The 21,519-nt window shown below is 57.5% G+C and carries 16 protein-coding genes and 1 pseudogene; 9 read left to right on the top strand and 8 right to left on the bottom strand.

What is annotated here, in order from left to right:
• Positions 1–1,041, top strand: a complete 1,041-nt coding sequence (locus QFZ54_RS20045) for a ferritin-like domain-containing protein (RefSeq protein WP_307090464.1) — start codon at positions 1–3, stop codon at positions 1,039–1,041.
• 2,032 nt (positions 1,042–3,073) lie between these two features.
• On the opposite strand, the gene QFZ54_RS20040 is transcribed toward QFZ54_RS20045, so the two are convergent.
• Positions 3,074–3,583: a hypothetical protein gene (locus QFZ54_RS20040; RefSeq protein ID WP_307090462.1), complete on the bottom strand. Its 510-nt coding sequence runs from the start codon at positions 3,581–3,583 to the stop codon at positions 3,074–3,076.
• Positions 3,584–3,904: 321 nt separating this feature from the next.
• Positions 3,905–4,590: pseudogene (locus QFZ54_RS20035) on the bottom strand (IS5 family transposase).
• Between QFZ54_RS20035 and QFZ54_RS20030 the strand changes: the two are divergent.
• A complete protein-coding gene (locus QFZ54_RS20030) occupies positions 4,584–4,994 on the top strand; it encodes a cyanophycinase (protein ID WP_307090460.1) in 411 nt (136 codons plus the stop codon). The pseudogene QFZ54_RS20035 and the gene QFZ54_RS20030 overlap by 7 nt on opposite strands.
• Positions 4,995–5,123: 129 nt before the next feature.
• Here the strand turns inward: QFZ54_RS20030 and QFZ54_RS20025 are convergent, their stop codons facing one another.
• Positions 5,124–6,437, bottom strand: a complete 1,314-nt coding sequence (locus QFZ54_RS20025) for a cytochrome P450 (RefSeq protein WP_307090458.1) — start codon at positions 6,435–6,437, stop codon at positions 5,124–5,126.
• A 98-nt stretch (positions 6,438–6,535) separates the two neighbouring features.
• Between QFZ54_RS20025 and QFZ54_RS20020 the strand changes: the two genes are divergently transcribed.
• From QFZ54_RS20020 to QFZ54_RS20010, 3 genes are all read left to right on the top strand, one after another.
• Entirely contained in the window at positions 6,536–7,642 is a 1,107-nt protein-coding gene (locus tag QFZ54_RS20020) for an SDR family oxidoreductase (protein WP_307090456.1), read from the top strand.
• 3 nt (positions 7,643–7,645) lie between these two features.
• Positions 7,646–8,731 carry an SDR family NAD(P)-dependent oxidoreductase gene (locus QFZ54_RS20015; RefSeq protein WP_307090454.1) on the top strand — a complete coding sequence of 362 codons (1,086 nt, stop codon included), beginning with the start codon at positions 7,646–7,648 and terminating at the stop codon, positions 8,729–8,731.
• Positions 8,732–9,044: 313 nt separating this feature from the next.
• The gene (locus tag QFZ54_RS20010) at positions 9,045–9,530 is read left to right on the top strand and encodes a DUF2243 domain-containing protein (protein ID WP_307090451.1); all 486 of its coding nucleotides are present in this window, start codon (positions 9,045–9,047) and stop codon (positions 9,528–9,530) included.
• Positions 9,531–10,303: 773 nt separating this feature from the next.
• Here the strand turns inward: QFZ54_RS20010 and QFZ54_RS20005 are convergent.
• Entirely contained in the window at positions 10,304–11,092 is a 789-nt protein-coding gene (locus QFZ54_RS20005) for a transglutaminase family protein (RefSeq protein WP_307090449.1), read from the bottom strand.
• A 371-nt stretch (positions 11,093–11,463) separates the two neighbouring features.
• Positions 11,464–13,599 carry a family 1 glycosylhydrolase gene (locus QFZ54_RS20000; protein WP_307090447.1) on the bottom strand — a complete coding sequence of 712 codons (2,136 nt, stop codon included), beginning with the start codon at positions 13,597–13,599 and terminating at the stop codon, positions 11,464–11,466.
• A gap of 190 nt (positions 13,600–13,789) precedes the next feature.
• Between QFZ54_RS20000 and glf the strand changes: the two genes are divergently transcribed.
• Positions 13,790–16,168 (top strand): UDP-galactopyranose mutase, encoded by a 2,379-nt coding sequence (gene glf, locus QFZ54_RS19995; RefSeq protein ID WP_307090445.1) that lies wholly within the window; start codon positions 13,790–13,792, stop codon positions 16,166–16,168.
• A 5-nt stretch (positions 16,169–16,173) separates the two neighbouring features.
• Positions 16,174–16,539, top strand: coding sequence for a hypothetical protein (locus QFZ54_RS19990; RefSeq protein ID WP_307090444.1), 366 nt, complete (start codon positions 16,174–16,176; stop codon positions 16,537–16,539).
• A 143-nt stretch (positions 16,540–16,682) separates the two neighbouring features.
• On the opposite strand, the gene QFZ54_RS19985 is transcribed toward QFZ54_RS19990, so the two are convergent.
• Complete coding sequence (locus QFZ54_RS19985; protein WP_307090442.1) at positions 16,683–17,111, bottom strand: hypothetical protein; 429 nt, start codon at positions 17,109–17,111, stop codon at positions 16,683–16,685.
• Positions 17,112–17,399: 288 nt separating this feature from the next.
• Here QFZ54_RS19985 and QFZ54_RS19980 point away from each other — a divergent pair, with 288 nt between their 5' ends.
• Both QFZ54_RS19980 and QFZ54_RS19975 read left to right on the top strand, forming a co-directional pair.
• Positions 17,400–17,927: an inorganic diphosphatase gene (locus QFZ54_RS19980; RefSeq protein WP_307090440.1), complete on the top strand. Its 528-nt coding sequence runs from the start codon at positions 17,400–17,402 to the stop codon at positions 17,925–17,927.
• Between the two features lie 33 nt (positions 17,928–17,960).
• Entirely contained in the window at positions 17,961–18,512 is a 552-nt protein-coding gene (locus QFZ54_RS19975) for a PRC-barrel domain-containing protein (protein WP_307090438.1), read from the top strand.
• Positions 18,513–18,523: 11 nt separating this feature from the next.
• Here QFZ54_RS19975 and QFZ54_RS19970 read toward each other — a convergent pair whose 3' ends face one another.
• Together QFZ54_RS19970 and QFZ54_RS19965 are read right to left on the bottom strand one after the other, a co-directional pair.
• Positions 18,524–18,859, bottom strand: coding sequence for a hypothetical protein (locus QFZ54_RS19970; protein ID WP_307090437.1), 336 nt, complete (start codon positions 18,857–18,859; stop codon positions 18,524–18,526).
• Positions 18,860–18,967: 108 nt separating this feature from the next.
• Positions 18,968–21,301 carry an FdhF/YdeP family oxidoreductase gene (locus QFZ54_RS19965; RefSeq protein WP_307090435.1) on the bottom strand — a complete coding sequence of 778 codons (2,334 nt, stop codon included), beginning with the start codon at positions 21,299–21,301 and terminating at the stop codon, positions 18,968–18,970.
• Positions 21,302–21,519 lie beyond the last annotated feature (218 nt).

Here is a 21,519-nt window from a genome sequence, read left to right as displayed (position 1 = left end):
ATGAAAGATCAGATCGAATTTCTAGACCTGATGGAACGCGCTGAGCATCAGCGTGCTGCTAGACGGAACTTCATACGCTTATGTGGAGGCGCGGCTGCGATGACAGGCGGCCTGTCTCTGTTGGCGGCATGCGATGACGACGAGGATATCTCGCAACCAGCCCCCTCGCCGACGCCCACCCCCACGCCGCCCCCCGCAGCGGTCAGCGATACCGACGTCCTCAATTTCGCGCTGCAGCTCGAATACCTGGAGGGGAATTATTATTCCTATGCGGTTTCGGGCCAAGGCATCGCGGCGAACCTACAAACCGGAACGGGTACACAGGCCGCAGTGATCACTGGTAGCGGTGACGGCTTTGCTCGCGCGGTGAACTTCACGGACACCGTGGTGCAACAATATGCACGCGAGATCGCCTTCGACGAGCTGGGCCATATCGGCTTCCTGCGAACGACCCTAGGCAGCGCGGCACAAGCCCAGCCGGCAATCAATCTGTCGGGCAGTGCGAGCGTCGCAATCGGCAGTACGACGGGGGTCGGCGCTTTCACGGCCGCAGCCCGAGCGGCGGGCGTCATCGGTCCGAACGAAATTTTCGATCCGTATCTCAACGACGAGAATTTCCTGATCGGCTCTTATCTGCTGACGGACGTCGGGGTTACGGCCTATCGCGGCTCGGCGCGGTTGATCACCAACAAGACGTTTCTGGAAGCAAGCGCCGGCATCTTGGCAACCGAATGCTACCATGACGGCGTGATCCGCTCGGAATTGTGGCGGCGCGGTTTGACGATACCGTCCATCTTCAGCCGCATTACGCAGATTTCCAATGCGCGCGATGCACTCGATGGTGCGACCGATACCGACCAAGATATCGGGAACGCGACGACGGCAAACTTGGTCCCGACGGATGCCGGCGGTCTCGTCCTTGGGCGGACAGCGCCACAAGTGCTAAACGTCGTTTATCAGGACCGCGCTGCTGTTTCAGCAGGGGGTTTCTTCCCCAACGGGGTGAACGGCACTATTCGAACAAGCGCCTCGAACAGTTGAACTCAAAACCAGATCGCGACGGGCGGCCCTTGTCGCGATCTGGAACAGCGAGAGTTTGATCGGATCAGATGGCTCTCCAGCAGGTTCGAACGCTTTGCGACACTTCCGCGCGCGTCCTGCCCGCCTCCATCGCGATCGTACGCGCTGACGAACGTTCTATGGCGCCGTCCGCGCCATCGATCCTCAGCCAGGGACGCTGGCCGGTCCCGACATATTGCCCCGCAATTAGGGGCTTTGCTAACCGAATTGCCGAAATCCTGCCCAAACCTTTCTTCGTAGTGAAACGGCTGATTTGCCCGGTTAGTCGAGGTTCGGTTCGCGGGAGACAGGTTTTATCGGGCGGCTGCTCGATTTTACTGCGGCTGTGCCATCGGTTAAGCAATGAATCGTCCGACGTCTAATGTGAATTATGGTAGATATTTCGAGCGCTGCATTACGATTCCTCAGTTTTGAAAGGTAGAAGTGGGCTTCATAATTCGACTACACTACCATAGAATTTCAGGCTATCGCGAGGGGAAAGCAGCATCTTGGGCGGCTGACGGTAAGTGCGCCCGGATCCGTTAAGATCTCGCGACAATGATTGAGGTTTAGCGGCGCAGTTAGCGGGAGTTTATATTTCTCTTCTTCAGCCTTTTTGCAATGTCGATGCCTCCGTGCCGGCGCTGAACAAAAGCGAGCAAACAGCCGCTCGAACGACACAGAACGTCGTTAGGTAGTATTGCTTTTGATTAGAACCAATTGGCCGTCGGACCTTGGTTAGGGAAATCTCGAGGAGGATCACTTTAAGCTGCTGCGGTCCGATGGTCACGAAATTCAATTACATGTGCTCACTGCTCGAAGTCCATCGAGCTGAGATAGCCCCACCCCCTAACCAGGCCCTTCGGTTGGTATTCTAGCGTACAAACGTAGATCATTATCTATGCCGGCCCGGAATGTTATCAAGCTTCACGCCGGCAGCTCTCGTAGCCTCTCATCGCTGTCGGCGACCATCATTCTTAGTCCGGTAGCTTCAAGCTGCGGCGTGCCCTCGCCCTTTGGTGATGGAATCATTGCCCATCCGGCCGACCTTGGGCGGCGGATGGGCATTTTTTTCTCGTTTAGGTTGCCGTTGGAGCAAATTATTCAAACTCTAGATTTGTAATAATCAAGATCAACGTGGGTAATCCAAGCTAATAACCGCTGTTTTAAATCGATCTAGATTCTAGCAACGCTGCGGAGTCGCTCATATGATCGATGTAGGTTACCGGCAAAAAGCAGAGGAGTACCGAGCGAAGGCTTCTCATGCTTCTACTTTGCCTGACCGAGATTGGGCAATCTACTGCGCCAGTATCTTGGAGGGGCAAGCCGACTTTCTTGATAGAACAGGAAGGTGTCCAGAGGTTCCCTTGCCTCCACGGCCGAGCCTTCCTGGCTGATCCTCGCGCCCATCACCCGATGCACGGTGCGCCTAAACGTCGCAGATTGCCCAAGTCGCAACTAGCTGGTCACAAACAGAAATGAACGATTGGATGGACAGGTTATCGGAGATGCTAGTTTTAATGGGTCCAATATTCGTCGCTTTTCTGATTTTCGCAGCACGTTGTACGTACCTGAGAATAGCGCAGATCCGTCACTATGAACGGTTCCCGGTTTCGAAGATCAGACGCCGCAGGAATACGGGGCAGTGACTCCTGCCGATCAAAGCATGAGCGACCGTCAAGTCTGGTACACTGCCAGCCAGATTCTGACCGAGCACGGCCCTGGGGCGGTAGCTTACATAATCGATCAGGCCAGTCGCGTCCCCGCCAACAAAACTGTCGCCGAGGATTGGCTCAGGGTGGCTACCGCAGTTGATGCGATCGTTGATTGCCGTGCACAGTGAATTATCGCAGGAACAGGCAACCGATGGTTGCCAACCCGCCTAAGACAAGTCGCGCACGTTATGACACCCAAGTTCAGTGGCGGGTATGGGCGCCCCAGATACACCTTCCAACACGCTTGTAGAACTTATGATGCTCATGGTAGTGACGGATCGCCAGCATTTTTACATTTACTACTCCGGGAAAGACCGCGGGATCTTTCGTCGCGCGATCCAGCCGGCTGGGCTGGGCAGAAGTTGGTCTGCGCTGAACTTTGGATGGCTCGTCGTGTGAGATGAGTGAGCCGACCAATGCATACAACCACGGCTTGCGGCGAGGACGTCGATGAGCGCGTCAATGACCTCGAAGCCCTCATACGGGGTAGCCAAGCAGCGATGATCTGAGAATGGGAACGCGATCTCAGTCCTTGCCGGATGTACAACGACAATTCTTATGCCGAAGGCAAGAGCTGCGTCAATAAGAGCGACGGCGTCTTTTTTCGGTAGCGTATAGCTCAGCACCATCGCACTGACGCATGATCCGGGTTTAAGAAACGCTAAACCATACCTCTCGGATTCTTCAGCGGTTACGGCATAGGCATCCGCCCCGGCGGCCTGAATTACTTCACAAAGGCAGGATCGTTGGAGGGAATCCTCATGTGCTATCAGTACATGTTGATTTTTCAGGTTCTGGAAAATAGTCATACGACTTAGTCTCCAGACTGTACTGCGCTGAACCCGCGATTGCGGAATTTGGCTAACTCACAAAGCACCAGCTTGTAGCTTGACAAACTTCCTACACCGTCACCCACGCCATGCGACTCCACGGATGCATCATTGACGCTGCTAGAGGTGGATAGCTTGTTGCCGGTCATACCCTGACTATGACAGCGAGCAGCCTTCGCTCCATCAACATGGATTACTAGAAAAAAAATCAGGGTCGCACGGGGGCCATAGTCCAAAGTATGCGACACACGCGATCAGAAATGAGCCTCAAATGTAGTTATGGCTCAGACTCATTCACTGTCAGATGGCGGCAGCCGTTGCGAGACCTACGGCTGAGAGGAAGTTGGCGGCGAGCTGTCGTAACGGGTAGCGATGCGGCGGAAGCCTTTGAGGCGGCAGAAGGCATTCTCGACGAGGTGGCGGCCGCAGTATCGCTGTTTGTCGTAGCGAATGGTTCGCTTCCGGTTGCAGCGTCCAGGAATGACGGGGATGTGCCTGCCTCATGGAGCGAACGGCGCAGGCTATCGGCATCGTAGCCTTTGTCGCCGAGCAGGTACCGCATGCGACCGGCGCGTTTGAGAAGGGCGGGCGCTGTCGCTGACGTTGCCCGGTGTCAGCATCAGCGCGTAGGGACGACGGACGATGTCGGTGAGGGCATGGATCTTGGTGGTCCAGCCACCCCGGGACCGCCCGATCGCTTGCGCGGAGCGCCCCCGTTTGCGGCAAATGCAGCGCGTTGGATCTTGATGTACGTGCTGTCGATCACCGTGCTTCTTGTCACGACGCCCGCGCCGACCAGCGCAGCGAGCAATTTCACCCAAAAACCCCCGCTGCGACCAGCGGTTGAAGCGATTATAGATCGTCGTCGACGGACCGTAGTCCGCCGGGCAGTCGCACCACCGGCAGCCGACCTTCAGCAGCCGAATAATGCCCGAAATCACCCGTTGGTCATCGACCCGCCGGGCGCCGGGCCGGCTCTTTGGCAAATGCGGCTAGATTGCCGTCCACGCCTCGTCCGGGCTCCGGTCGGGAATCGCACCGGATCGGCGACCTGCACATGGTGCCAGGTCTCGGCCTCATTCCCAACGTTATAATCGATCAGCATTTTGCCGAGCGCGGCCGCATTGGCCGTCTGCTCGGCGCGGTCGCTCACAATCCGCGCATGCTCGGCATCGGCATCGACGAGGACACCGCGATCGTGGCTGAGGCCGATGTTTTGCCGGTAATCGGCTCTGGTGGCGTCACCATTATCGATGCCTCTGCCGTTACCCGGTCCAATATCGCTGAGGCAAAGCCCGACCGCGTGCTGTCAATGCACGACGTCACCCTTCACGCGCTGAGCGCGGGTGACCGCTTTCACCTGCCGACACGACGACCAAGGGCGCCGTAATCACAATTCTCCAGATACTCGAACAGGTTAGATGCTGCCGCGGCTTCGAACTGGAAACAATGGGCGGCTCGTGCATCCTTTGCTCTACCCAAGTCAGACATCCACCACCGGTCCCCTGTGTCCAACCGATCAATTCGCCAGACGCACGCGCAGCACGAGCGAGAACTGATCAAGCGTTGCCGGGAGCTGGTCAGGGTCGATCCGACGTGAAGGTGGCAGTGCGAACCGATGCCTATCGAGCATCGCGGCCAAGGTGTTGCTAGCGAGCAGCAGAACAAGATTCTTCGCGGGGCATTCGCCCGGCCCGGCACTGAACGGGATCAGGGGCCATACAGTCGGTTCGCCGTCGAGCCACGCGTCGGGCGCGAACCGGTGCGCGAAGGGAAGGCGCTCGTCGTCACGGTGCAGGAACGGTGTATGGATGAGAACGCCAGTATCCTTTCGCATCACGTTCCCGTTCCAGTCGGTGGCCCGGTCGCTCTGGCGCAGGATCGCCGGGGTGGTCGGCCACAGCCGCACCGATTCAAGCAGGCTGGCGCGCAGGAACGGCATCTCTGGTACGGCGTCGCCACGGGCACGTTCCATGAACCGATCGGTGGACGCGAGGACGGCAAGCGCGCGGAATGTGGCGATACCTGCCGCATCGAAGGCGAACAGCCATTGCCCCACTTGGTCCTCCGCCGCTGCACGACGTGTTGCATGCGCCGCGAGGCGTTCGGCCAGCGTTCCTGGCGCCGGCACGTGAAGATAGGCGGCGACACGCGACAGGAAGCGCGCGCGCAAAGTGCGTCTTTTGAGATGAAGGAACGCCCAATTGGCGGCGCTGCGCAACCGGATCAGCATGTCCGTCAACGCCTGATCGTCCGCGGCGTGATCGCCGAACAGGCATCGACGGGCGATACGAAACCAATGATCCTTGAAGGCACCCCAGCCGAGTTCGCCCGTCTCACTGCTCATCTGCAGCAAGGCGGCGATCTCCTCCGCTATAATATTGTGGAACTGCGGCGCAAGCGAATGGATCGGGCGATTGCTCTCGAGTGCCCGGTCGTTGAGCGCCCGCCGCTCGGCACGTGCCGTACCGCGCGAAATCAGCGAACCTTTCGGCTCGAAATGCGTGAGCGTCGCGTGTTTCTCGCTGCTGTCCGTCTCGAACGGCTCGGGTGTTTCGGCGAGCACGCGGCGGACATGGTCGGGTGACAGCAGCACAGCTTGCTCGCGCCCGGGCAGGCGCATCATCACCGGGCCATCGCCGTATCGGCGACGCTGTCGCTGGAGCAGCGCGACCGCGTAACGTTCGAGGCCGGTCGCGTGCAATACGCCGACGACCCACGGGCGCCGAACCATGACGCCTTTCGCCAAAAGGGGCCCGCCAACGACTGCCAGCACCAAAGCAGTCTCGACAGCGGTCAGCCGCACCAACTCGCTCGGCAAAGTATTTGTCATAATACTCTGAACTCTCGAAGGCCAACTTCGTTGTCGGCAAAACCAGCTTTTTTTGGACTTAAACTTAGGTATTTAACCTATATTTATGAGGTGGATCCATGACTCTGAAACCTTTATCTGAACAGACGATCATCATTACCGGCGCAAGCAGTGGCATTGGACTGGTAACGGCGCGAAGGGCGGCCAAGGCTGGTGCTGCAGTCATCGCCGCGGCGCGAAACGAACAGGCGCTTCGTACGCTGGTTAATGAGATCCGGGACGCCGGTGGCCGTGCCGCCTTCGTGATTTGCGACGTAGGCAACGAGGCAGATGTCGCGCGCGTCGTCGACGTCGCAGTGGCTGAGTTCGGCGGGTTCGACACTTGGGTCAACAATGCCGGCATCTCGATCTTCGGTAGGCTGTGGGATGTGCCGATGCCGGAATGGCACCGCATGTTCGACACGGTGTACTGGGGTACGGTCTATGGCTCGCTTGCTGCGATCCGTCACTTCCGCGATACCGATAAACCCGGCGCGATCGTCAACGTTGGCAGTTTCTTCGGCGACAAGGCGCCGGCGGTGCAAAGCACTTACGCGTCCGCCAAGTTCGCGTTGCACGGCTTTACCGGGTCGCTGCGGCAAGAGGTGGAGCATGAGGGCTGGCCGGTCTCGGTCTCGCTGATCCATCCTGGGCGGATCGACACGCCGTACAACGAACATGCGGGCAATTTCATGCCGATGCAGCCTGTCCACCGCGGCATGATCTACCCGCCCGAGGCGGTAGCGGAGGCGATCCTTTGGTGCGCGGCGCATCCCAAGCGCGACATGTTCGTCGGCAGCCAGGCGAAGTTTGCCGCTGTGCTCGGCGCGGTGGCGCCGCGGTTCACCGATCGCGTGATGGAGAAGCTAATGTACACGTCGCAACAGTCGCGAACCCGCAAGGCAAGCGGCGATCACCGGCGGGCGTTGTTCGAGGCCGGCTATGGCGGGCACGAGCGCGGCACGCACGAGCCGCATCTGATGCGCGGCAGCAGCCTGTACGTGAAGGCGACTAAGCGCCCGGCACTGACCGCGGCCGTGATGCTGGGGGGCGGTGCGCTGGCCTGGAGACTGTTGCGCGGCCGTGGCACACAGGATTCCTTGCCGCCGCCCCAGGCTGGCGACATGGCGCAGATCTCGACCGGCAACGGCAACGGCATCGACGTCGCCCAGGCGGATGGAGCCTGAACAGTGCGCCGCCGGGCCCACATGCTACTTGCCCCCGCAGTGCTGGCTGCGCTCTCGCTCGGCGGGTGCGCCACCTCAACGCATCTCGCACGGAGCGAACTGTCGCGGGTCGCCGGACGCACCTATGTGATCGTCGGCGCATCGAGCGGGTTTGGTCAGGGCGCCGCACTTCGGCTGGGGGCGTTGCGCGCCAACGTCGTCCTGGCAGCCCGGCGGACCGATCTGCTGGAGGAGGTTGCCGCCAAGGTGCGCGCAGGCGGCGGACAGGCGCTGGTCGTCACTACCGACGTTGCCGATCCCGCGCAGGTCGAGACGCTGGCTAATGCGGCGACCGCGCGATTTGGCCGCATCGACGTGTGGATGAACATCGCCGGGGTCGGCGCGACGGGACGTTTCTGGGACGTGCCGGTCGCGGACTATTCGCGTATCGTCGACGTGAACTTGAAGGGCGTGATCTATGGCAGCCATGCCGCTGTGCGGCGCTTCCTGACCCAAGGCCAAGGCACGCTGGTGAACATGGGATCGGTCGAAAGCGAGATCCCGCTCGCCTATCACGGCACCTACGCGGCAACGAAAGCTGGCGTGCTTAGCCTCGGCCGATCCCTCAACGAGGAGCTTCGCCACGCCGGCCTCGGCAAGACGATAAAGGTGGCGACCGTCATGCCCTGGGCGGTCGATACGCCCTTCTTCCAGCACACTGCCAACTATAGCGGCCATGCCGACCGCATGGCGATGATGGATGGGCCGGAGAAGGTTGTACAGGCGCTGGTCTGGGTCTCGCTCCATCCGCGCGAAGAGCTGCCGGTAGGATGGAAGGCAAAGGCCGCATCCTCGGCACACCACATCTTCCCCGACCTGACCGAACGGATCTCGGCCAATATCCACCGCGCCGAGCTCAGCCGGGGCACGCCGCTGGCACCCAATGCGGGTTCGGTCCACCGGCCCGCCGCGGAAGGCCGCGGCGTCGAAGGCGGCGTGCGCGACCGAATGCAACGCGAAAACGCAGCGGCGAGGGCTGGCACCCCGCCACTTGCGCTACCGACTACCGCCTTCTCGCCGACGCCCGCCAAGCCAGAGGAGTCACGTTGAGGCGATGCCCTACGATCTCCACGTAATGGTCATCGGTAGCGGCTCCTATAGAGCCCCACCCCCTCCGGGCAGACACATCCTACCGTGCGGCGCTGCATGAAGCGGGCTGCCCGCCTCGCTACAATTCCGTTGCTCATGACCGCGACACCAGCGTGGGCGTGCACCCTCTGTCACAGCAGAACGGCGGAGGCGGTTCGTACAGCCGTTCTTGCCTCCGATTTCGTCAGCAATTGCGCTGCTTTGGCTGCGCCAGCGCCCGTACTGATCATGGCCGCTTACGCAGTTCGCAAGTATCTTTTGTAAGGTAACGACTATGCCCGACCGCGTACTGACAACGAAGCCGTTGACCACCGCTGGCATGGTGATTGGGATCGGAATGGGAGGCTTCGTAGACGGCATCCTGTTTCACCAGATATTACAGCTCCACAATATGCTATCCGCGCGAATATCGACAGATACTCTTCTTGGCGCCAAGACTAACATGGTGTGGGATGGGCTGTTTCACACCTTGGTGTGGATAGCGACCGTGGCCGGCATCGTGATGCTCTGGAAGGCCGTAAAGCGCGCTGACGTGCTACTTTCCGGCCAGGCCTTATTCGGATCGACCCTGCTGGGGTTCGGCTTATTTAATTTCGTCGAGGGAATCATTGATCACCACATCCTGAACCTTCACCACGTCTACGAGCGGATTGGATCATCGATGTGGGACTACGTCTTCCTAGCGTCCGGGGTGGCACTGATACTGACGGGCTGGTTGATGATCCGTTATAGTCGGTCTGCGCCGATAGGTTGCCTATGATATCAACAGCATTCATATCAGCCGAACGGCTGCATACTAGAGCTTACGCACTTATGCGGTTCTGCGTTTTGGCACCTGTCGCCGATGCCACAAACGTCTTTTACGCTGCCGGGGGCCGAATGGCGTCTTTCCACCAAACTTTTGATGAAAGGCCGCCGGACCGATGCCCCAAAGCGAAAATCGCCTCTCACCTAAACAATCAAAGACGCTCGCCCCGTCGGCTAGGCGACCCGGCCTGTCGCGCAGATAAGGCGGAATGATTGATTATCGTATATAATAGTGTCAGAGCGCATTTAATCTGTTATATTCATAGTATATTTGACGGGATCAGCACCGTTTTAAATCACGCAGGTCACATTTCTCATTGTTCTATATGACAGTTTTAAGATCTGGCCGTCGCGATTATCCAGCTAGGTCGTGATAGCCTCGACATATGATGTTCGATATTCTATCACAACCAGCAGCTATAAGCATTGGTTAAGTACCATCCCATTCCAATTAAAACTGGCAGTATGCAGAACATCGCGAACGCTAGACCTGTTCTACGACTTTGCAGGCACCCTTTACCACGCATGACAAAGCCTAAGGCAACAAACGCTAACATTATCCCTATCGCCACATAGAATATCACGAAAACGTCGCTACTCGTGCCAGGCCCCATGACTAACTTCCCTGTACAGATTATCTGATGGCTAATTTATTTTGCGATCTTCAGAATTGATTTACCTTGAGCTCGTTTATAAAAGCTCGATATATGTAATGTCGTGGCGTTATCAGCTCATATGATACGCAATCTTACTTTTTAGCATTCGCCGCAGCGTTGAGTCGCGTGTTGTTTCTAGGGCGGCAATCAAGCTCTCTTTAGCCTGAAATGGCCTACCCGCCCGCTCGTCAACACGGGCCTTGTTGATCCAGGCCTTCGCATGGGTTGGCGCGACCTTCGTAATGCGACTTCGCAGCGCGATAGCCCTTTCGACGTCCCCATGTATCTCGACCATGTCGGCTTCGTTTTCCAAAAGACGGACTAGTGTCATCCGGTTTGTCGTCGGAGCCAGCCAAACCCGTGGATCTTGACCGTCCTGAGCGAGACTGACGGGACGGAAAACGCCCGTAGCGTCTACAGCGAACACAGCCTCGTCTTCCTCGCTACCAAGACGGATGAAAACCCCGGTCGTCGTGTCAAGCAACACGGCGGTGAGCCCCGCCCGTCTAGCGGTTGCTATGTACAAGATAGCAAGAGCGAGTGGCGCGCCTTGCCGGGAAGCGAGCGCACGAAAGATATCCGCGCTGCGGACATGCGGTTCAGTCATACCTCTGAAGCCACGCCGCATGAACGTGCCTTCCAATGCCATAGCCTGTCTTGCCGCGGTCTGCTTTGGCGTAACAATTCTGGCCAACTCTGCCGCCATTCCGGCCAGCAGGTCGATCAGTGTGCCAAAAGAGTGGTTGGGGTGATCAAGGCTGGCAATCTGAAGCGCGGCAAGGTCAAGCACGATGTCTTCATCTTCGAGGAAGCCCAGATTGACGAAGTCATACTTATGAAGCCGAGGATCGAGATCCATGATCAATCTACCGGGTAAAAGTCCGATGACCCTTCCGACGCAAGACTACCGAGTTTTTCGGGCGCCAGTCTTACGCCGGGTCGGGGAGCTTATTGCCTTCGGGGATAAGAGTTACTAACTCGGCGCATCCTAACCCGGACCCGAATTATCCTCTTTAGCGTTTACTTTGGTTTTCTTTTTAGATGTGGACGACGTACCCCGCGCATTGTTCCCTCCGCCGCGGCCCGTTCCAGTACTACCACCGGCGCCGTCTCCACCTTTGGTTGTCACCGCTCCTGGATTACCTCCAGCACCTTTGATCGCCATGTAAAACTCCTATTGTTGATGATACTCATCGTCGAGGTACATCACCTCCCGATCTACCGGATCATTCATGCTGAGCACTTGAGAGATCCGACAACATTTGCCTTTTCGGCAAATTCCTGAATTGCTTCTTCCAGTGGCCGTAGCGAACTGCCACGCTCGGTCGTCAATGCCGCCATGAGTGGGCGATGGGCGCGCCAATTCAGTGACGAACCGGGCACCGGTTCGATCAAACCCTTATCAAAACCACAAGCGACGGCGATTTGCTTTGCAAAGTCCGCCCAGCTTACTGCTCCAGCGTTGGCCAAATGCCATATGCCTTCGGCTCCATCGATAAGTAGATCCAGCGAGGCCTGAACAAGATCGGGAACGAAGGTCGGCGAGACTATATGGTCGTTCGCAGCAGCGAACTTTTGCCGCTTGTCTAGAGCGCGTGTCACTTCCCAAGCAAAGTTATGACTATCCCAGTGCGAGAAGAACGCAGCAGTTCGGACGATGAGGACACCTGGTATAGGTTGGCATGCCTGCTCCATCTCCGCTTTGCTGCGGCCATAAACGTTAAGCGGGTTCGGCTCGTCGTTCTCGACGTATGCACGGCCAAGCACGCCGTCGAAGACCATATCGCTCGAGAAGCCAAGATAGCCGATGCGTCGGGCCGCGCATGCCTGGGCGAGCGTTATTGCCCCCTGAGCATTGGCGCGGCGGCACGCGTCTTCCTGCCCCTCGGCGTCATCAACGCGCACCCAGCCAGCGGCGTTCACGACCGCCCATGGCTGAACCGTATCAAGCGCCTCGTTGACGCTTTTAACGCGTTCGAGATCAAGGTCCCTTCGGCTCGTCACGACACAAGCGATGCCGCGCATCGCGCAGACGCGTTCGAAGGCTTGGCCAAGAGTGCCGGTGGCTCCACAGATCAGCAATGGCTGAACGCCAACCTGCAAATCGGTTCGCAGAATCTTGGCGGGCCTGGCGATCGGACGATGAAGTATACGGTCCGACCGCTTCCACCATCCGCTGGCCGCTGCGACGGGATGGCGTGCAGCACCTAGTGGCAACCCCTTCCATAAGCCGGCTAGCGCCGTTGGACGCGGCGCGTCGTCGGCTACGTCAAATACGCCTGGCTCATAGGCACCTGGCTTGGTTAGCAAAGTGTTCCAGCCATGACTGCCGAGTAGGGACCAGGCCGTAACTGCCTCGATCTCGACGTCCTGGGATCGAAGAGCGGTTGCGGTATCCCAAGCGTCGGCCGCCCATCGCAGCTGCTCCTCCCGCGTACAGCCGTTATGCACTTCAGTAAGAGCGAGCGGGACCCGATACCGCTGCCAGGCTTCGTGTAGGGCGCCGCTAAGCCCCGCCGGTGCCGGCTCCAGAACGCGTATCGCTTCCGTATCGGCATAGGAAAGTTCGCCATTGCCGCCATGCGTACTTCGTGGATATCGCTGGATGCGGTGATCGAGGAAGCGGTCACTGGTCAGATAGTGATTCACGCCGACTACGTCTGGCGGGGACGGATCGTCAGCGATCTGCTTCAGGCGTTCACCAAGCCCTGCTCGCGCAATTCGCGACCAGAGCGGATGGTGTCGCGTTACTTTACCAAAAAGTAGGTCCCACCCGGCCCAGCGACGAAGGTTGTCGTGCATCGCCTGCTCTGCAAGCTTGAGCGTGGAATAGGTCCGTCCGAGATCGTCGGTTTGAATCAGGCGCGCGCCGGGAATAACCCGGCGGATCGCCTTCATTGCGAGCCGCACGCCGTCAACTTGATTGATCAGGGCTCGCCAAAAAGAGGCTTCATCTTGATGGTGCGGATACCAGTGACCGTAAAGGGCCGAAAACCGCGCTGTGGTCAGCGGTTCATTGACGGGCGTCCAATCCCTGATCCAGCCATACCGCTGAGCCACTTTGGCGGCATAACGTGCAAGCCCTGGCGCGAAATCGTCATCGAGCAGACTGGTATACGCTGGGCCGCTGCCGTGATGCGTCAACCCTACTATTGGACGTATATTGCGATCACGCAGTCCTTGAAGACGTACGTCCGCCCAGCGCCAGTCGGGTTCCCCACCGCGCTCCGGCATGGTCCTTTCCCACAGCACAGGATACCGGATGGCCTTGAGACCCAAGCCTGCGAACAGATCAAGATCGGTTTCCCGATCATGATGACCACTAAGCATTATCTGATCGGAGTAGCCAGTGCGCGTACGGTTCACCGTACACTCAATGCCACCCCATAGCTCTAGCGCCGTCATAAAACGTTCCAGTTGGGAAACATGACAACGGGCACAATGTCGCGACGTTCCTGACAATCGCGTTAATCTACATTTACGATTGATCTGGATTTAGAAACTTATAGTTGCCGTGTTTGGTTATCTCTAGGATGCCGTTATCTCAGGAGATGATGTGAAACTGAAGTTTGTGCCTGCAGGCAGCCCCTTCCGTGAAAATTTAACTGCCTATAACGGCAGGCTGAATATACTGTGCTTTAGTCATCTGCGTTGGGACTTTGTCTATCAACGTCCTCAGCATTTGATGGCGGGCTTTGCTCAGGACCATCACGTATTATTCTGGGAAGAACCGATTTACCGTGACGGCTTGAACAAACCAACCCTTCAGAGCCGTACCTGTCCCCACACCGGCGTAACGATACTCACGCCCCATATCGACACGCAGGATCGAGATAAGGTGACGGCGATACTCATAACATTGCTTGATGAGGTCCTCACCGACCTACGCGGGACGTTGGTACGGTGGTATTACACGCCGATGATGCTTCCGTTTTCGGACCATCTTTCGGCAGACTGCACGGTCTATGATTGCATGGATGAATTATCCGCGTTCCGTCATGCGCCTCCCGAGCTGCTCAATCTGGAAGAGAAGCTGCTCGCAGCTGCGGATATTGTGTTTACCGGTGGCAGCAGCCTTTACGAGGCGAAGCGTGACCGACATTCCAACGTTCACGCCTTCCCCTCCAGCATCGATGTAGCGCATTTTGCCCAGGCTCGCGGCCTACTTCGACAACCCGATGATCAGGCGGGGATTTCCTCCCCCCGGCTTGGCTTCTGTGGCGTCATAGACGAGCGAATGGATCTGGGCCTCCTGGCCGCGACGGCGGACGCGCACCCAGACTGGTCCCTGGTCATGATCGGTCCCGTCGTGAAGATTGACGAGGCGGATCTGCCTCAGCGCGCCAATATTCATTACCTCGGCAGCAAACCTTACGCTGAATTGCCCAGCTATATGGTGGGTTGGGATGTCGCGTTGATGCCGTTCGCGATTAACGAGGCAACGCGGTTCATCAGCCCCACTAAAACGCCCGAATATCTCGCTGCGGGCTGCACCGTCGTCTCAACGGCGATCGCGGATGTAGTGCGGCACTACGGCAACCTTGCCGCTGTTGAAATTGCCTCGACGCCGCAGGCGTTTGTCGTTGCATGCGAAGTCGCGCTTCAGCGGCGTCATAATTCGGATACCGCGTGGCGCGACGAGGCAGACGCAATTCTTGCTCAAACCTCTTGGACAAAGACCGTACGAAAAATGTCAGCTTTGATCGCATCGGAAGTGGTGACACACAGCAAGGTTCAGACTGTTGTGTCACCGACGTCCTGGCCCCCTAAAACCGATCGTTACGACGTCTTGGTAGTAGGCGCTGGGTTCGCTGGCGCCGTCATGGCTGAACGCCTCGCCCGAGATGGCGGCAAGCGTGTGCTCGTAGTTGACCGACGTCCCCATATCGCAGGCAACGCCTTCGATCGCCTGGATGAGGCGGGCATATTGATGCATCAATATGGTCCGCACATCTTCCACACGAATTCGCGCGATGTCTTTGACTACCTGTCGGGCTTTACCGAATGGCGTGAGTATGAGCACCGCGTGCTCGCTGACGTTGATGGCAAGCTCGTGCCGATGCCGATCAACCGAACGACGTTAAATGCGCTCTACGATCTCGATCTGAAGACCGACGAGGACGTGGAAGCGTTTCTCGCTGATCGTGCCGAACCTATCGATCCGATCCGTACGTCGGCCGACGTGGTCATGTCCAAAGTAGGGCGCGAGCTCTACGAGACGTTCTTTCAAGGCTACACCCGCAAACAATGGGGCATGGATCCGTCCGAGCTCGACAAGTCCGTGACAGCCCGCGTGCCGACGCGGACAAACGTGGATGATCGCTATTTTACGGACACATTCCAGGCTATGCCACTCAATGGCTATACCCAAATGTTCGAACGCATGCTCGACCATCCCAATATCGATGTTCTTCTCGGCGTAGAATACAGTCAGGTTCGTGAATCATATCCTCACGACCATCTCGTATTTACGGGGCCAATCGATGAGTATTTTGGCTATCGTTACGGCAAACTGCCCTATCGATCGCTCCGTTTTCGCCATGAGACGCTAAGTCAAAGTTCGTTGCAGCCCGTAGGTGTTGTCAACTACCCGCACGAGTCCGTTCCATACACACGGATAACTGAGTACAAGCACCTGACCGGGCAGGCTTCCGACAAGACGAGCATCACCTACGAATATCCCTGTGATGACGGCGATCCTTACTACCCTATTCCGCGTGATGAGAATCAGGTACTTTACAAACGCTACGAGGCACTCGCTATAAAGGAAGCCGGCGTCAGCTTCGTGGGGCGATTGGCGACCTATCGTTATTACAATATGGATCAGGTAGTAGGCCAGGCCCTTGCTACCTATCGCCGCTTAGCCTTAACGTGGGAGAACTCCAGCGAGCCGGTAGCCGCGACCTCTGCTAACGCCAGCAAGAACGCGGCGTAAAGCAGATGGCGACCGTGCAAACCAAGCCAACAATAATTGTAATAGATGCTGATACGTTTGAGGCGACCTACGCGTCTTCTATGCTTGAAGATTCAGGGATTAATATTGTTTATTACGCCGAAGCCGACCAAGCGATCCAAGCAATCTTACGGGATACGACGATACGCGCCGCAATTATTGGATCGCTGCCTAACTCCAGCAACGTTATTTCTACTTTGAACACTCGCCAATTGCCGTACTTGTTGCTTCTGCCAGCTAATAGCAACAGAAAGCTATTTGGTAATGGTATTTCGGTGCTGGCGAAACCCTTCGCCGCTTACCAGGTTGCTGATTGGGTATGTAAGACGCTTACCCCAAATAACAGTTGCTGATTGAGAGTTTTCTCAGTTGAAGAACCTCAACTTATTGATGCCAATCGTATTTACCGGCTGGCAACTACGTTCCAAGATGTAAGATAGAGGGGCCCTATCCAATCTACGAACTTGGTAGGTCGGCAGTCAACAGGGTTACCCATCTAATGCCCCTGCAATACGGGACCAGTCCGCGCACGTAGCTGAGCGATTGTTACGGCTCCAACCAGACTGCAGATGCGATCCACGATCTGGTGGGAGGCGAACGGCACCGTCAACACATCATGGCGCGGCAAAGGCAGCAATGGCCTACCGTTACCATCTCCTATAATCAGCACTGGAATGGCCAATCGGCCAATGCCATTACGCAATGCGCCATCGTCGGCTGCGAACAGCTTTGTACTCACCACAACCGCCACCGGCTTGTTACGCAAACGTGGTAGCAAAGCCCTTGCTTCGGCCACCGTCCGTGCAGGTCCGATTATGTAAGCTCCGGCATCGCAAAGCGCCGCGCCTATATAATCGGCCAAAACCCCATCGTCTTGGATCATTAGCACAAGTTTACCAGTTAGACGCTTGCTCGATTCTTTCATGAGCTTTGCACTACACCGAACTATCGCTTGGAATGATAACCTGGCGCAATGCGAACGTGCAATTTCACATTTCTAGACTGGGAGATCCGCTCGTCTTTTCAGGACCGTCCGGCTCAAAACCATAGCGCTTGTGCCGCGCGTAGTCCGCTCTCCTGACCGTTATTAACCAAGGTTAGCAAGAAGCTCCGTATCCTTGCGGATCTATTACGTTGCCCAGATGTTCCGAATGTAGCTCACAAGCGTTGGACTCAATGTCACGAGCCTCTACGATCACCTGATTGGCTATTCATGACAAACCTACTTCTCCTTCCACACCGCCTTAGCAAAGAAAACCTGACTTGCCGCGCAATAATCGAGACGCCGCGAGGCTTCCGTTCAAAGTTTGACTATGATGCAGAAACAGGACTTTTCGAGCTTGCGGGCGTTCTTCCAGCAGGCATGGCCTTCCCACTTTCATTCGGCTTTATACCGGGAACGAAGGCAGAAGACGGTGATCCCGTTGATATTCTGGTTTTGTCGGATGAGGATCTGCCGGTCGGGACGTTGGTCAAAGTCCAACTTTTAGGCGTCATCGAAGCTGAACAAACCGAGAGCGGCAAGACGTGTCGGAATGATCGGTTGATCGGGAAAGTCGCGCAGTCTCATACGTACCGGGACATCACCAGTTTGGAGCCGCTTGGCGAGGCGTTCACCGATGACCTGGAAACCTTCTTTCGGACCTACAACGAGCTCCGCGATCGCGGTTTCAAGGTCATAACCACTGGTGATGCCGCTCGGGCGGCATCACTTATCGTCGAAGCAGAATTGGCAGAATAGAACTGTAGGTGCGGCGACCGAGGTAAGCATAGAATGACGGATCTATCAGGCTGGGTAGCGCTGGCGGCGACATGTATCGCGGCTTTGCTGACGGCATCAAACCTCGGCGCTCGCGTTACCGGCTGGGGCTTCGTGATCTTCACGATCGGCGCTGTGGCCTGGATCGTAGTAGGAGCGGCGACCGGCCAGACTCAGTTGCTGTATTCGAACATCTTCCTCGGCGTAGTCGATGTATTTGGCATTTGGCGTTGGCTGGGTCGAAAGGCCCGCATAAGTGACGTCACTGTCGCCGAGGTGGAGCGTAGCAAGCAGGACGCCGGCGAGGCTCTCTTCTCCCTCGGCCGTCTCGATGGCCTCCCCGTTAAGACGCCTACCGGTGAAACGGTCGCCTATATGGTCGATGCCTTGGCGGCATGCGCTGGCGGACAGATCGACTATTTTATCGTTCGTACCGGGGGCGTCGGCGGCGTCGGGGAAACTTTGCATAGGCTACCTTGGAACAAGGCAACGATCGGGGAAGGGTACATTTTGACAAATCTTTCCGCTCAAGACGTTGCTCGTTTATCACGCGCAGCCGAAGTGTAGGATTCCGAACTCTATAATTGAAAACGAGCCTCAGACGAATGAACTACTAATCGATCTTCCGCCCGTACATCTATATCGTCCACCGAATCTTTGTGATAGTCAAACACCTGAACGATAAGTTCGCGACCGTTCCAAACGAGGTCGGGATCGCCTTTTAGAATAGCTGTAGCAAAGCCAATAGCGCGCAACCGAGCCTCCGCTGCGAGTTCCGTACCCTGGTTATTTTCGTCACGGAGGTGGCCTTCAATGTTGAAGAAATAGCGCGGTATGATTTTCCCTGTGCTTGCCAAGACGAGTAACAATAAAGCGCCAACAACCTGGCCTGATTTATCGCCGTTGAAACTCATATGTCCGCCTGCGAGATCGGCATCGCAGTCAACACGCCAAGTACGACATCGATTGAGCTCCCTGAAGGCGCTACCGGGAAATCGCGACCGCGCTTTCAAGGCGGATCTTCACTGGCGACCAGCATACTCCATTTCCGGCGCAACGATCTCCGGTCCGTCGCTGTGGATGGTCACAGGGATCGACTTGGCGGCCGGCGTCTTGCTTCCTGCTGCATAGTGCCAGATCGGCATCAAAACGTTGCATTCCGGATAATACCCGCCAACACAACCGATCGGCAGATCGTAGGCGACGACGATCATGCCCGACAATTCGCGATCCACGCCGTCATTAGCCACCGTTTTAAGCGTGGCGAGTTGCCCGACCCGAAAACCGAGCCGATCAATGTCTGAACGGTTCATCAGCACCACCTTTCGGGTGTTTTTAATACCCCGGAATCGGTCGTCATAGCCGTACACGGTCGTGTTGAACTGGTCGTTGCTACGCAGCGTCATAAGCCGGAATGTATCGTGGTCCGCATCCGGCATGTCCGGATCCTCGTCGAGACCGGCGGGAATAACGAACTCGGCACGCCCGCTCTTCGTACGCCATTCGCGGCGCTTGACTGGAAGGTCGCGCTGGAAGCCGCCCGGCTCCCACATGCGGCGCTCGTAGTCGTTGAAGCTGTCGGGCAGCGTCACACCTACTTCCTTTCGGATCTCCGCATAGTTGGTCATGTAATCGTCCCAGCGCACGCGCGGATTGGGATCTAGCGCCTGCTTCGCCAATTCGCAGATTAACCGCACTTCGCTGAGGAGGTGCGGCGAGGCGGGCGTGCGCAGGCCGCGGCTGCCATGGACGCAGGCAGTAGTATCTTCGATCGACAGGACCTGCTGACCGGCTGTGGTCTCATCAATCTCCAATCGGCCGAGAACAGGAAGAATGTAGCTGATCTCACCAGGCAAGAGCGCGCTGCGGTTGAGCTTGGTGATGACGTTGACAGTCAGGCGCAGCTTTCGCCACGCTGGTTCCATCTGCCCATGATCGGGGATGGCGCGCACGAAATTGCCGCCCATCATGATGAAGGCTTGCACTTCGTCGCGGAGGATCGCCTCGCAGGCCTCGACCGTGTTGTAGCCGGGCTCACGCGGTGGCTCGAAGTTGAACTGCTCTCCGAGACGGTCGAGTGGGAACAGCTCGGGCTTTTCCGTCACTCCCATGGTGCGTTGGCCCTGCACGTTGGAATGGCCGCGCACCGGACAGATGCCCGCGCCCGCGCGGCCCATGTTGCCACGCATCAGTAGTAGGTTGACCAACATGCGTACGGTTTCCACCCCCGCCTGATGCTGGGTAAGCCCCATGCCATACACCCCGATTGCAGCCTTTGATCGCGCATAGACTGTTGCGGTCGCTTCAAGGTCGGCGCGATGGAGACCGGAGTGGCGCTCGATCGCGTCCCATTGCTGCTCACGCAACCAGTCGACGAAGCTATCAAACCCCTGCGTGTGTTCGGCGATGAAAGCTACGTCGAGAATAGCGGCTTTACCTGCCACGAGTGCGGCCTCGTGCAGCGCCAGTACCGATTTGCAGATGCCAGTGATCGCGGCAAGATCGCCCCCTGCTCGCACTTGATGATATTGCGAGCTTATCCTGGTTTCCCGGCCCGTCAGCATCTCGGTTGGCGATTGCGGATTGATGAAGCGTTCCAGCCCGCGTTCGCGCAATGGGTTGTAGGTAATGATTGCCGCGCCACGCTCGCTCGCCTCCTGCAAGGGATGGAGCATCCGCGGTGAATTACTGCCAGGATTCTGCCCAAAGAACATGATGCAGTCGGACCGGGCGAAATCGCGCAGGTCCACGGTGCCGACTCCCTGCCCGATGCTCGCGGGCAATGCCACGGAAGTGGTCTCGTGACACATGTTGGAGCTGTCGGGCAGATTGTTGTTGCCATAGAGTCGCGCGAACAACTGGTAGAGATAGCTCGCTTCGTTGGACAGACGACCTGAACTGTAGAAGACCGTGCCCTTCCGTTTATCCTCGACCGCACGCAGTTCTCGCGCAATCTCTTGGACCGCATGGCCCCAAGAGACGGGAACATAGCGGTCGATTTCCGCATCGTAGCGCAGAGGCTGGGTCAATCGGCCAGGTTGTTCGAGGTGGTAATCGTCCCAACCGAGCAATTCGGTGACGGTATGCTCGGCGAAGAAGGCGGGCGTGCAGCGATGCGCCGTAATCTCCCAGGCGACGGCCTTTACCCCGTTCTCGCAGAACTCGAGCGGCAGTGGGCTGGCAGGTTTCACCCAGGCGCAACTGTTGCATTGATAGCCATCGACCTTGTTGTGGCGGGTAAGCGCTATGGGGCCGCTGGCGGCGACGCCCTCACGGTTCAGTATCTCGCGCACGGACCGCGCCGAGCCCCAGCCACCGGCAGGCAGGCGATACGGCTTGAAGGTGGGTTTTTCCATCGGATGTCTCCGGGCTGGGGGAAGAAAGCGGATACATCCGCCGCGTGCTTACGTTCTTTATCAGGTACGATGCGGTGTCGTTGACCTACATTATGGTGGAGCCAAGATACCGATCAGCAAGGGAGAAGCCGGATGACTGTCGGACGAGACTATCTGATGAAACAGCCGTCCCGCCCGTCTGCGCCCAAGGTGTTTCTCGACACTCGGGTTATCCCGTC

Source organism: Sphingomonas faeni (assembly GCF_030817315.1).
Taxonomy (GTDB): domain Bacteria; phylum Pseudomonadota; class Alphaproteobacteria; order Sphingomonadales; family Sphingomonadaceae; genus Sphingomonas; species Sphingomonas faeni_C.
The sequence above is the reverse complement of the archived record's forward strand: the minus strand, read 5'-3'. Positions and strand labels throughout refer to the sequence as shown.